Origin of the sequence: Rhizobium sp. SRDI969, from assembly GCF_025152725.1 — a bacterium.
GTDB lineage: Bacteria > Pseudomonadota > Alphaproteobacteria > Rhizobiales > Rhizobiaceae > Rhizobium > Rhizobium leguminosarum_I.
Genome location: NZ_CP104035.1, coordinates 4,826,772 through 4,839,320 on the forward strand (window position 1 = coordinate 4,826,772; position 12,549 = coordinate 4,839,320).

Consider the following 12,549-nt stretch of genomic DNA (forward strand, 5'->3'; position numbering starts at 1 on the left):
AATAAGGACGCCGTTTCGAGACATGATGCCGCGCCCTTGGCAGGATAGAATCCATCCCCAAGCTAGCCGTGGCGGTCAAGGTGCTATTCCTAAGGCGTTCAGTTCTTGTATTGCTTGCGAAACTTAATCGGGGTGAAACCGGTTTCGCGGCTGAAAAACTTAGCGAAATTGGTTGCCTCCGCGAAACCGAGGTCCTCTGCGATGAGGTAGATAGGCCTGTTGGTATGGACCAGGAGCCGTTTGGCTTCCAAGGCGATGCGAGCCGTGATGGCGTTTTTGGCGCTTTGCCCGGTCGCTTCCAACGCCGCTCGCGTCAGGCTTTTCTCGGTGCAGCCTAGAGCTGCCGCATAGGCGGATACCTGATGCCAGCCAGCATAGTTTTGTTCGACTAGCCTGCGAAACCTGGCATAACGCTGCACACCCGGGCTTTGTGCGACGTCAATGCCCATGTGCTGATCCTGCAGGATGGCAAGGCGCAGAAGCAGCGCACAAAGTTCGTATCGCAAGAGCGCGTGTACATCCTTGGGCGGGGCGGGGCTCGTGGCGTCCTGCTGCATCCTGGCGATCGCCTCATTCACAGCGCCGAAATCGGCAGTGAGTAGGGATAGGTGATCCGGCAGCCGATCCAGACCCAGGACAGGCAGCAGATCGGCAGTCGTTTGCATCTCCGATGGGAGGAATTCTGCGCGGAACAGGACCATCCACCCGTCCCAGCCTTTATCACTACCGAAACTGTGAACCTGCCCGGGCCTCAACAAGAGGAGGGATCCGGCCGCACAATCGACCGGCTGGAAGTCCACGACCTGGGTCACCGCACCCTCGGTCACGCAGATCAGCGTGTGGAAGGAATAATGGTACAGCGCCAGGATATGTTCGGAGGTCACGCGGCGGCGCAAGTCCGAAAAATGAAATACCTCAACATCCAGATCGCGCCCGCTCGGACGGTAATTGAGTTGATCCAGCTTCGCTCGGCTCTTTGTCATTCGCGTTGCGCCAATTCCGGTCGAACATGTCCGATAAGTATCATATTTCGGCGACTACGAACCACGACGGAATGGGATGCTACCCATTATTATCACTCTAACTGCGAAGGGCACTTCGCAGCAGGTTTCAACATCTGCAAATGAGAGACCGAAATGACGACTATCGACATCGGAAAAGCCTATATCAAAGCCGTCCAGACCGGCGATCAGGCCACGCTCGGCGAACTGCTTTCGCCCCAGGTCATTTGGCATCAGCCGGGCAATAACCAGTTCTCGGGCACCAAGAACGGCATTGTCGAGTTTGGTGCCATGATGGCAAAGTCTGGTGGTAGTTTCGCCATCACCCATGCCCATCGCTATCTCGCCAACGGCGACCTGGTTGCCATCGAAATCCAGTTCGCCGGTCAACGCGAAGGCGCCAAAGTCGACCAGCCCGGTATCGATCTGCTGCGCGTGCAGGATGGCAAGATCGTCGAAGTCTGGCTGTTCTCCTCCGATCCGGAAGAAGAGGACCAGTTCTGGGGCAAATAAGTCACCGCATCTGGGGCAGCGGAACGAAAGCGGCCCTGCTCCAACTACTTGTCCATTTTCCAAGGAGCTTCGCGATAAGCGCGAATAACGAGCAGATCGTCACTGCGCCTACCAGCGAATTTTCGGTGATTTGGACGGCTCTGCAGTGGACGATTAGATGAGCAACGATTGGGACTACTTGCGACGCCGGGCTCACCTTCACGAAGAAGAGGTCAACCACGCGCAGCTAGTGTCACGTTGCCGGGTTCTCCAGCCCTTCCACCAGCGTATTCAAGGCCGCACCCAAGGGGGCCGATCCGACCTTCTCGGGCACTAGGAGACCATCGATCGCAAGCATGGTCATACCGTGGATGAGCCCCCACCAGGCTACCGCCTGACCTTCTATCGGCCGCTTGCGAATGCTCCCCGCGGCTTGGCCGCGCCGGAGGATTTCGAGCGCAACATCAAACACCGCGAGCGCCCGCTCATTGAGATGCAGCCCTGCGACTTTCTCCTCCCCCCCGCTGAACATCAGGCGGTAGAGAGCCGGGTTGTTCGTTCCGAACTCGACGTAGGCGTGAGCGACCGGAGTAATTTCGTCGCGCAGAGATTTGGGCGCCTTCGGCTTCGCGGCCGATAGCGACTGCCGCAGCCGGTCGAAGCCAATCATGGCGAGTTCCGCAAGCAGCGCGGCTTTATCGGGAAAATGCTTGTAGGGTGCCGCGTGGCTGACGCCAGCCCGGCGCGCGACTTCCCGCAGCGTGAACTGCCAGCCCTTTTCCTCGGCAAGCATATCCAATGCCGTCTCGATAATCGCACGACGGAGATCACCGTGGTGATAGGGGCGGTTGGGTGCGTCCTGCATGATGCCTCAAAGTTTCTTGTGATTACATTGTTGACAGTGAATACATAAGTGCTTATGTCAGGGCCGAAGTTTCTCCTGTCTACATCGGAGTGGGCCATGAACGCAACCGCAAACATCACCGACGCTGATCGGCTAAGTGGTCTCCTTGCCGCCCAGCGTGCCGCCTTCCTGCTTGACGGTGCGCCTTCGCTGGCGCAGCGACGCGCCGATCTGACAAAACTGAGGGCGGCGATCATCAGCCACCGCAAAGCGATCGAAGACGCCATCAATACCGATTTCGGCCATCGCTCACGGTATGAAACTGCGATCATGGAGATCGTGGTCGTTGCCGAAGGTGTGAAGTATCTGATCCGCAATCTTCGTAGATTCATGGCTCCGACCCGCCGCCATGTCGCTATGACGATGCGAATGGGTAACGCGCGCATCGAATATCAACCGCTCGGCGTCGTCGGCGTAATGTCTCCCTGGAACTACCCGATCAACCTTGCCCTTATGCCGGTTGCCACGGCCATTGCCGCCGGAAACCGGGTGATGCTGAAACCTTCGGAGTTCACGCCCGTCACCAATGCACTGCTCGCCAAGATGCTCGGCGAGATCTTCCCTGAGGACCAGTTCGCGATCGTCACTGGTGATGCGGCGGTGGGAGCGGCGTTCACGGCTCTGCCGTTCGACCATCTCGTCTTCACCGGCAGCACCGCCGTGGGGCGGGCGGTGATGAAGGCCGCCAGCGACAACCTCGTCCCGGTTACGCTGGAGCTGGGGGGTAAATCACCGACTATCATCGCCAAGGGGCTCTCTCTCGACCGAGCGGCCGCGGCCGTGGTGTTCAGTAAGCTGGTCAACGCTGGTCAAACGTGCATCGCCTCGGACTACGCTCTCGTCCACGAAGACGATCTTGACGCGTTCGTTGCCGCGTATGGCCGACAGGTAGCGTCTTTCTACCCGGCTGGCCCGACAAGTGAGCACTACACTTCCATCGTAAACGAGCGGCAATATGTCCGGATCCGGGGCCTGATCGAAGATGCCAGAGCCAAGGGAGCCCGGATCATCGAGGCCGGCAACCGGCCCGGCGATGCGTCCAACCGTTCCAATACGCTGGCCCCAACCGTGATGCTCGGCGTGACCGACGACATGCGCATCGCTCATGAAGAAATCTTCGGTCCAATCCTGCCGATCTTTCCCTACCGCGACATCGGTGACGCAATCGCCTATGTCAACGCGCGGCCCCGGCCGCTCGCGCTCTACTATTTCGGAGCCGATAACGAAGATCGACGCAACGTGCTGAGTCGAACAACCTCAGGCAACGTCACAATCAACGGCACGATCATGCACATTGCCCAGGACGACCTGCCCTTCGGTGGCGTTGGGCCGAGCGGCATGGGCGCTTACCACGGCATTGAGGGCTTCCGCAGCCTCAGCCATGCCAAGGGCATCTATGAGCAGGGTCGATGGAACCTCTCCAGCCTGCTGCATGCCCCGTTCAAGCAGCCCATCGATGCGATCCTTAAAATGATACTTCGATGACCGGCCTTCCTTCCCCATGAATTCAAGGAGAGTCAGCACATGACCACCGACACGTCGTTGCCGCTACGCGGCGCATGCGAATGCGGCGCTTACTCGTTCGAGGTGCATACCTCACCGAAAGCCAGGTTTCGGTGCCACTGCCTGATCTGCCAGGCGTTCAACGGCAAACCGTTCGCCGATGTTGTCGCTATTCGCGCCAAGGATGTGGCACTGAAAGGTGCCGATAATATCTCGTTCAAGAAGTATCGTTCACCGCCGAACTTCGATCGCGGGCTCTGCCGCACTTGCGGCAATCCGGTCGTAGAGGTTATGGGGGCGGGGCGACTCAAGGTGATGTTCATTCCGACCAGCAACTTCGGCCCGCAAACCCGGCTGCCGCCGGTACGGATGGACATCTTCTATCACCGTCGTGTGATGGACATGGCAGACAGTTTACCCAAGTACAGCGGCTATTTCGCGAGCGAGTTCGCGGTCGGGAAACTGATCATGGGTGGTTTGCAGGGCTCCAGCTAAAGCACCGTTCGCGCGGAAGAGCCACGTGAAGGGCAGCTTTCAGATTGGGTCTCAAAGGCCTTGATTGCAAAAAAAGTATCGTCAGGCGGAAAACGGACTGACGGCACTTTTCTTAGACGTTTGGCCGCACACGACGACTACCTTCAAAAGTACCGTCAGACAGATCCGCCACACTTTCGCCGCCCGTGACCGCGCCGGACAACTCTAGCTAAATCAGTCGCTTAAGTACATCGGCGGTTCAGTTGATGATGCATCGGATAGTGCGCGGCACAGTTCGAAAATCGTTGTATTGTCAACGACAGAATTCGACTTCCTACGCCAGGCTGCGCTATTCCCTACTCCCACTCGATCGTACCAGGCGGCTTACTCGTCACGTCATAAACGACGCGGTTGATGCCACGCACCTCGTTGATGATGCGGGTCGCGGCGCGGCCGAGGAATTCCATGTCGTAGTGGTAGAAGTCCGCCGTCATGCCGTCGACGGAGGTGACGGCGCGCAGCGCGCAGACGAATTCATAGGTGCGCCCGTCGCCCATGACGCCGACGGTCTGGACGGGCAGCAGCACGGCAAAGGCCTGCCAGATGGCGTCGTAGAGGCCGGCTTTGCGGATTTCGTCGAGATAGATCGCATCGGCCTCGCGCAGGATCTCCAGCTTTTCGCGGGTGATGCCGCCGGGGCAGCGGATCGCAAGGCCGGGGCCCGGGAAGGGGTGACGGCCGATGAAGCTGTCGGGCAGGCCGAGTTCGCGGCCGAGCGCGCGCACCTCGTCCTTGAAGAGCTCGCGCAAGGGTTCCACGAGCTGCATTTTCATGCGCTCCGGCAGGCCGCCGACATTGTGGTGCGATTTGATCGTCACCGACGGGCCGCCGGTGAAGGACACGCTCTCGATGACGTCGGGATAAAGCGTGCCCTGGCCGAGGAAATCGGCGCCGCCGAGCTTCTTGGCCTCTTCCTCGAAGGTCTCGATGAACAGCCGGCCGATGATCTTGCGCTTGGTTTCCGGATCGCTGACGCCTTCGAGTTCGCCAATGAAGCGATCGGCGGCATCGACGTGCAACAGATGCAGATTGTAGTGCTCGCGGAACATGGCGACCACGCCGGCCGCCTCGTCCTTGCGCATCAACCCGTGGTCGACGAGGATGCAGGTCAGCTGGTCGCCGACGGCCTCGTGGATCAAGAGCGCTGCGACGGAACTGTCGACGCCGCCCGAAAGCGCGCAGATGACGCGTTTGTCGCCCACCTGCGCACGGATCTGCTCGACCGCCTTCTGGCGGTAGGCCGACATCGACCAGTCGCCCTTGATGCCGGCGATATTGTGAATGAAATTGCCGATCAGCTTGGCGCCGTCAGGCGTATGCACGACTTCCGGGTGGAACTGCACGCCGTAATATTTGCGCTTCTCGTCGGCGATGAAGGCATAGGGCGCGTTGGAAGAGGTGGCGATCACCTCGAAACCATCCGGCAGCGCGGTGACGCGGTCGCCATGGCTCATCCAGACCTGGTGGCGCGAGCCGGAGGACCAGAGGCCCTCGAACAGCTGGCAGTCCCTGTCGACATCGAGGAAGGCGCGGCCGAATTCGCGGTGATGGCCGCTCTCGACCTTGCCGCCGAGCTGCATGCACATTGTCTGCTGGCCATAGCAGATGCCGAACACCGGCAGACCGCTGTCGAAGATGATCTGAGGCGCTCGCGGCGATCCCTCGTCCACCGTGGAAGCCGGGCTGCCGGACAGGATCACGGCCTTCGGCTGCAGGCGGTGGAAGCCTTCTTCGGCCGATTGGAAGGGGACGATCTCGCAATAGACGCCGGCCTCGCGCACGCGTCGTGCGATGAGCTGGGTCACCTGGCTGCCGAAATCGACGATGAGAACGGAGTCGGGATGTGCTGTCTGGGTCATGGCGAGGCTTTAATGAAAAGCGCTTCGCCTGGCAATCCGGGAAATCGGCGGCATCAGGTTTTTATTGTTGCAATTGTCCCCCGCGCGTCTGACAAGGCGCGGGGCGCTGAAGGGCTCAGAACCAGAAAACCCCGTCCTCCAGCGCCGTGAACAGACTATCGACGCCGTAAGAGAGCTTGCGGTCGACGATGTGCAGATATTCGGTCCAGCCCGAAATATGCTGCAGCTCGACGGCGCCGTCGGAAATGCCGCGAAGGCCGATCAGCGGCAGCTTGTAGCCCTGGCAGGCCCGCAGTACCGCATAGGTCTCCATATCGACCATGTCGGCGTCGACGCCCGTATAGGCGGCGCCCGAGATGATGTTGCCGCCGGTGGAAAGGCTTGCTTCGGCAATGCCGGGAATGCGCAGCGGCAGTTCGAGCGTTGCCGGCAGGTCGAGAAAGGGTGTCTTGCCCTTTTCGAAGCCGAGCGGCGAGGCATCCATGTCGCGGTAGGAAACCGAGGTCACCTGATAGATTTCGGTCTGCTCCAGTTTCGCCGAGCCGGCCGAGCCGAGGGACACGACGAGATCGGGCAGGTCGTCGGCTGCATCCAGCCGTGCCAATGTCTTGCTCAGCGCGATGGCGGCCTCGACCGGGCCGACGCCGGTCATCAGCGGTTCAATGCGCGAACGCAGGAAGGGACCGTATTCGGCCTCCGCCGCCATGACGAAAAGAATGGATTTCCCCGCGACCGATTTCAGTTCGAACTTCATCCCGTAATGCCCTCTCTACCGCGGATCACCATCATCGTTCCGGTCATGGAGGCGATGAGTTTCGCCGGCCCGTCGCCGATCGCGTAGCCTCGTCCGTCGGCGACGATGATGGTGGAGCCGGGTTTGGTGATTTCCCCGCGAAACAGGAAACGATCGCCACGCCCCGGCGACATGAGATTGACCTTGAACTCGATCGTCAGGATCGAGGCCTCCGGGTCGATGACGCTGTAGGCGGCAAAGCCGCAGGCCGAATCGAGCGCTGCGGAAATGATGCCCGCATGCAGGATGCCGTGCTGCTGTGTCAGTTTGACGTCGAAGGGCAGCTCGATCTCGACGACGCCGTGCTCGACGCGCGTCAGCTCCGCGCCGATCGTCTCCATCGCCGCCTGCCGCGCAAAATTACGGCGGATTCGCGCGCGGAAATCGCCCCTGTCAGTCTCGCTCATGTCTGCCCCTCTTACAGCCGCGAAAGTGGCATGGCGCGCCGCATTCGACAAGCTGGACATCGCTGAAATCGGTCCGGGCGCCGATGGAAACCCGGGACCGTGTCGCCGGGGCAACCTTTCACCTTTCCGTCGCCGGACAAGCCGGTACCGCTGGCCAGTACCGCTGGATTATGGCGATCCGATGCGAAGACGATTGAAGCTTCGCGCGGCGCGCGTATTCTCCGCATCGGGTCGCGAAATGATGGAGCGCCGGCATGACGACGATATCGCAATCGGTCCGTAATTTCGAGAGCTGGCTGGCCGGCGAACTTGGCGACGATCTCGTCAAGGACGATCTGCGGGAGAAGCACGAGAAGATGCGAAGCGGCGATTTCGTCTTCCTGCGCGCCACCTATTGGCGCTGGTGCGAGATCATCCTCGATATCTGTCCGGAACTGACAGGCGCACCCGAGGTGCTGGCGATCGGCGATACGCATCTGGAGAATTTCGGCACCTGGCGCGATATCGAGGGCCGTCTCGTCTGGGGCGTCAATGATTTCGACGACGCGGCGGTGATGCCCTATGCATTTGATCTCGTTCGCCTTGCGGCAAGCGCCGTGCTGGCCTGCGGCGGCGACGGTCCCTCGGTTCGCATGATCGGCGAGCTGATCCTCAGCGGCTATCGCAGGGGCCTTGAAAATCCGCTGCCCGTCATCCTCGAGCGCGACCACAAATGGCTGCGCAAGGCGTTGATGCTGCCGAATTCCGGACGCAGGGAATTCTGGGAGAAATACGAAATGTTGCTTCCCGGCAGCAAGCCGCCGCCACCAGCCTACGCCAAGGCGCTCGCCGCCGCGCTGCCGTCCGGGGCGGAGCCCGTCGTGCCGAAGCCGCGCAGCGGCGGCACCGGCAGTCTCGGCCGGCCGCGTTTCGTCGCCTATACCGAATGGCAGGGCGGGCCGGTGCTGCGTGAGGCAAAGGCGCTGCTGCCGTCCGCCTGGTCGCTTCGCCACAGGCCACAGGACGTGGCGATCCATGCAAGCGAGATCGCCAATGGGCGGGTGCGCTCAGCCGATCCGCACTACCGGGTTTCCGGCCGCATCCTCGTGCGCCGGCTCTCGCCGAATAGCTGCAAGATTGAAATCGACCGGCGTCCCGAGATCCTGCTTTCGCCGACGATGCTCGAACTGATGGGCTTCGAGATCGCCAATTGCCATTCCGACGATGCGGCAGCGGTTGCGGCGATCCTGAAGGATCTGGCGGTGCGGGGAAACGAATGGCTGCACGAGGCGGCAAGAGCCGCGGCATCGAGCGTCAGCGCCGAGCAGAAAGCCTATTCCCGCGCCGGCTAAATCCGCACGATGTGCTGATCCCAGGCGACGTCGCTGCGGGTCGACAGGAAATCGCCGTCATAGGAGGAGACGGCAAAGCCGCTCTTTGCCGGCGCGATGCCCGCTGCATCCGGAATGGTCGCTTCGGCCAGCACCTTGCCCGTCCTTGTGTCGATCGTCACCGAGGCGCCGCCCTTCGGTGAGGTGATGCCGACGAGACCTTCGCTGCGATTGACGGCGATCGCTCCGACGTAATTGGCTAGCCGACGCGTCGTCTCCTCCGGCAGGTCGATGAAGGAGAGATTCTCGCCCTTGGCGAAATGGCCGACAAGCGGCGGCAAATCCTTGCGGTGACCTTCATACTGGCAGGCGAACCAGATGCGGCCCTCGCCGTCGAGATCGACGTGGCGGGTGGAGAGTTCCGCCCATTCCGCCGGCAGCACATGTTTCTCGACCAGCGCCCCGGTCGCCGCATCGATCAGCGCCAGCGACGGCTGCATCTCGCCGAGATTGAGCTTGGTGCGGCCAAAATCCGGATGCGTCTCGATGCCGCCATTGGCGACGATGAGAAGGCGTCCGTCTTCGGAAACCGTCATGTCGTGCGGACCGATGCCGTAAGTCTCGAATTCGCCGATGCGGGTGAAGCGGTCGGTGGCGTCGTAGAGACCGATCATGCCGCGATTGCCGTCGAAGTCGTTCTCGCTGGCATAGAGCAGACGACCATCGGGAGAGAAAGCGCCATGACCGTAGAAATGCCGGCCCTCTGGCGAACTGATGGCGACCGGCTCGCCCTTGTTCCGGGGATCGAAGATCATCGCAAAGGTGCCCGGCCGGCGCGCGAAGGCGACCGTCTTGCCGGTGCTGGCGCTGAAGGCCATACCGTGGGCGCGGGCGGGAAGCGTCATCTGATCGACGATCTCGCCGCGCTCGGTCACGGTCGCAATGGCAAAGGAGCCGTCGTCTGCCCGAATGCCCGAGGCATAGACCGCATCAGTCCGCTCCAGCGCCATCAGCGACCTTGGCGTCAAGGTGGCAAGGAAGCCGAGGCCGGCTGCCTTGACGAAGCTGCGTCGGTTGATTGCGGCACTTCGCATCATCGTCTCAATCTCCGTCCGAAAACGAAAAGCCGGCCGAAAGGCCGATCGCTGCGCCATATTCGTCGCTGATCCGGGTGATCAGGTTGCGGCTGTCGGCAAGCAGCTCATCGAGCTTGGCCTTCTCCGCATCGCTGGTGGCGATGTCGATGTCGGGATTGAGCTTCGGCACGCTGTCGAGCAGCGATTTGAAGTCCTCGTCGATCGCGGCGGCAATCGGCTGTTTGTCCGGCGGCAGAAGCTCGGCCATGCCGGCCTTCTGCCAGAGCGTGCGCAGGCCTTCCAGATTGGCGGCCATCGATTTCCAAGTATTTTTGGAGCGCCAGTAGATCGCCATGCGCGGCCGTGGCGCAGTGTCCTTGCCCTTGTAGAACTGCTCCAGCCGCTGGTCGCGGACATTCTCCGCACCATGGACGAGAATGCCGAGCAGCGCCGTCACCGCTTCCTTATTGTCCATGAAATCGTTGCTCTGCGGGCTTGGATGTTTCCAGCTCGCCTGCACGCCATCGGGCTTTTCCCAGGCGGCGACGACTTCGCCGGCTTCACGCTGGATATTGCCGGCGACCGCCTCGCCGTAAAGGCAGCGGAAGCCGTCTTTCTGCCCGACGAGATCGTTGGAGCCATTGCCGTAGAGCACGTATTCCAGCGCCGTCAGGCCTTGCAGCGCAACACTCCTGCCGGCGATCGCATCGACTGTCGCATCCTTCGGATCGGCCTTGGCGATCAGCGCCTGCACCTGCTTGAGGCCGACGCCCTTGCGGTCGGGATAAAACAGGATGTGCTCGAAGAGATTGTCCTGGATAACCGGTCCGGTCTGGACGATTTCGATGATCGACCAGTAGCGGATCGTATCGTCGAAGGCGGATTTCGCCTTGTCGAGCGTCTGCTGCGTGCCGTCGCTGCAAAGATCCTTCATCGCCGTCGTCAGCCGGGCGGCCGATTGCTGCATGTTGCGATAGCCGGGACGGATCACCTCGTCGACGGCGCGCTGCATGACGGCGGGAACGGCATCCTCGTTCAGCCCTGCCGGGGGAGCTACGGTCTGGGCGGCTGCTGATGTGGCGAGGCCGATCAGAGTAAGGCAGAGCAGGGGGTGCCAAAGGCGCATCAAAGTGACTCCAGGAATGTAATCAGGGCCGCCCTGTCGTCTTTCGGCAGGGAGGAGAAAGCGTTGCGGGCCTTTTCAGCTTCACCGCCATGCCAAAGGATCGCTTCGGTGAGGCTCCGCGCACGGCCGTCATGCAGGAAAAAGCTGTGTCCGCTGACAGTCCGGGTCAGTCCTATACCCCATAGTGGCGGCGTGCGCCATTCACGTCCGCTTGCAAGGCCGACCTGCTGTCCGTCGGCAAGCCCGTCGCCCATGTCGTGCAGAAGAAAGTCGGAATAGGGCCAGATCAGCTGGAAGGACTGCGCTTTTTCGGGCGTATCCCGCCGGGTGACGAATTTCGGCACATGACAGGAAATGCAGCCGCTTTCGTAGAAGATCCGCTTGCCCCGCAGCGTCTCGGCGAAGCTTGCCTTGCGCCGTGCCGGAACGGCGAGATTTTCGGAATAGAAGGTGACGAGGTCGAGAATGGGACCTGGCGCTTCTTCTGCGCCCAGCCGTTTCTGCACGCCGGTCGGCATATCAAGGCATTTCTCTTCGGCCTTGGTGCAATCGCCCTGCGCATCCGGGTGATCGGGCGTCGAGATGCCGATATCATTGGCGAAGGCATCGGCACTCTGGTCTCGCACCGTGGCGTTCTGCGCCTTCCAGCCGAATCGGCCGAGGACGATCTTGCCGCTGCGGCGGTCGCGCACAACCGCAGCCTTCCCCGAAATGCCGTCGCCATCGGCATCGTCCGGATCGGCATGGGCGAGGATATCGGCTTCGGGAATGGCCTCGATCAGTCCGAGGCCGATCATCGCCGAGGCGACACGCGGCGAAATTGTCGTCGCGGGATCGAGCGGTCCATAGGCGGGATTGACAACCGCATAGCTCGGCCGGCGCAGCGACGCGATCTCGCCGTCGCCGAGCGTCACCCTCTCTTCGCGGTAGCTGATCGCCATCTTCCCCTCGGCAGCAAGGCCGGGAACGGCGAGGTCCTGCAGCTGATGGCCGTAGACCGGATCGGGAAAATTGACGACATCAGCACGCGCAACTGCCTTTTCTTCCTCCGGCGTCGTGGCCGCACGGGAAAGCCGCAGCAACATCGAGGTGGCGCTTGGGCCTCCCTCCGGCGGCCTGCCGCGGCCGTCATTGAGATGGCAGCTCATGCATGAGCGGGCGTTGAACAGCGGCCCGAGACCATCGGAGGCCTGCGTCGAGGAGGGAGCGGATATCCAGAGCTTGCGGAAGAGCGCGTTGCCGAGCTTGAAATTCTGCTCTTCCTCGAAGGGGATATTGGCCGAAATATGCGAGAAGCTGTCCTCGGTGACAGGGTCGATCGAGGTCGTCGCCCCTGCCTGCATCGCTTCGTATTGTTCGGCCTTGGAAAAATCCGTCGTCGGCCGGGTGACGCCGGCGACACGTTGCAGATCGGCTTCGGAAAGGTCGGTGCGTTTCGTCGGCAGATCGAAACCGGCTGCGATGCTGACGGAATAACCGGCAAGTGTGGCGCAGAGCGCTGCGCTGGCGATCAATCGGCGGGCCGGGGCATGCGACATTTCAGG

The 12,549-nt window shown here is 61.5% G+C and carries 12 protein-coding genes; 4 read left to right on the forward strand and 8 right to left on the reverse strand.

Annotated elements, in window-relative coordinates:
• Positions 1–98 precede the first annotated feature (98 nt).
• Positions 99–983 carry a helix-turn-helix domain-containing protein gene (locus N2A41_RS23790; protein WP_260109881.1) on the reverse strand — a complete coding sequence of 295 codons (885 nt, stop codon included), beginning with the start codon at positions 981–983 and terminating at the stop codon, positions 99–101.
• 153 nt (positions 984–1,136) lie between these two features.
• On the opposite strand from N2A41_RS23790, the gene N2A41_RS23795 reads away from it, so the two are divergent.
• A complete protein-coding gene (locus tag N2A41_RS23795) occupies positions 1,137–1,514 on the forward strand; it encodes a nuclear transport factor 2 family protein (RefSeq protein ID WP_260109882.1) in 378 nt (125 codons plus the stop codon).
• A 232-nt stretch (positions 1,515–1,746) separates the two neighbouring features.
• On the opposite strand, the gene N2A41_RS23800 is transcribed toward N2A41_RS23795, so the two are convergent.
• Positions 1,747–2,358 carry a TetR/AcrR family transcriptional regulator gene (locus tag N2A41_RS23800; RefSeq protein ID WP_260109883.1) on the reverse strand — a complete coding sequence of 204 codons (612 nt, stop codon included), beginning with the start codon at positions 2,356–2,358 and terminating at the stop codon, positions 1,747–1,749.
• 96 nt (positions 2,359–2,454) lie between these two features.
• Between N2A41_RS23800 and N2A41_RS23805 the strand changes: the two genes are divergently transcribed.
• Both N2A41_RS23805 and N2A41_RS23810 read left to right on the forward strand, forming a co-directional pair.
• Positions 2,455–3,882, forward strand: a complete 1,428-nt coding sequence (locus tag N2A41_RS23805) for a coniferyl aldehyde dehydrogenase (RefSeq protein ID WP_260109884.1) — start codon at positions 2,455–2,457, stop codon at positions 3,880–3,882.
• 39 nt (positions 3,883–3,921) lie between these two features.
• Complete coding sequence (locus N2A41_RS23810; protein WP_260109885.1) at positions 3,922–4,395, forward strand: GFA family protein; 474 nt, start codon at positions 3,922–3,924, stop codon at positions 4,393–4,395.
• A 335-nt stretch (positions 4,396–4,730) separates the two neighbouring features.
• Here N2A41_RS23810 and guaA read toward each other — a convergent pair whose 3' ends face one another.
• From guaA to N2A41_RS23825, 3 genes are all read right to left on the reverse strand, one after another.
• Positions 4,731–6,293, reverse strand: a complete 1,563-nt coding sequence (gene guaA / locus N2A41_RS23815; RefSeq protein ID WP_017966645.1) for a glutamine-hydrolyzing GMP synthase — start codon at positions 6,291–6,293, stop codon at positions 4,731–4,733.
• Positions 6,294–6,408: 115 nt separating this feature from the next.
• Positions 6,409–7,047 (reverse strand): 5'-methylthioadenosine/S-adenosylhomocysteine nucleosidase, encoded by a 639-nt coding sequence (locus N2A41_RS23820; protein ID WP_017966649.1) that lies wholly within the window; start codon positions 7,045–7,047, stop codon positions 6,409–6,411.
• Positions 7,044–7,493: a PaaI family thioesterase gene (locus N2A41_RS23825; RefSeq protein WP_170280245.1), complete on the reverse strand. Its 450-nt coding sequence runs from the start codon at positions 7,491–7,493 to the stop codon at positions 7,044–7,046. The genes N2A41_RS23820 and N2A41_RS23825 overlap by 4 nt, the downstream gene beginning before the upstream one ends.
• A gap of 254 nt (positions 7,494–7,747) precedes the next feature.
• Between N2A41_RS23825 and N2A41_RS23830 the strand changes: the two genes are divergently transcribed.
• Positions 7,748–8,824, forward strand: a complete 1,077-nt coding sequence (locus N2A41_RS23830) for a DUF2252 domain-containing protein (RefSeq protein WP_260109886.1) — start codon at positions 7,748–7,750, stop codon at positions 8,822–8,824.
• Here N2A41_RS23830 and N2A41_RS23835 read toward each other — a convergent pair.
• Genes N2A41_RS23835 through N2A41_RS23845 form a run of 3 tightly spaced genes read right to left on the reverse strand, consistent with a single transcriptional unit; the run spans position 8,821 to position 12,543 of the window.
• Positions 8,821–9,900, reverse strand: a complete 1,080-nt coding sequence (locus N2A41_RS23835) for a DUF1513 domain-containing protein (protein WP_260109887.1) — start codon at positions 9,898–9,900, stop codon at positions 8,821–8,823. The two genes, N2A41_RS23830 and N2A41_RS23835, sit on opposite strands and share 4 nt — an antisense overlap.
• 4 nt (positions 9,901–9,904) lie before the next feature.
• Positions 9,905–11,005, reverse strand: a complete 1,101-nt coding sequence (locus N2A41_RS23840) for an imelysin family protein (protein ID WP_260109888.1) — start codon at positions 11,003–11,005, stop codon at positions 9,905–9,907.
• A complete protein-coding gene (locus N2A41_RS23845) occupies positions 11,005–12,543 on the reverse strand; it encodes a di-heme oxidoreductase family protein (protein WP_260109889.1) in 1,539 nt (512 codons plus the stop codon). The genes N2A41_RS23840 and N2A41_RS23845 overlap by 1 nt, the downstream gene beginning before the upstream one ends.
• Between the last annotated feature and the right edge of the window lie 6 nt (positions 12,544–12,549).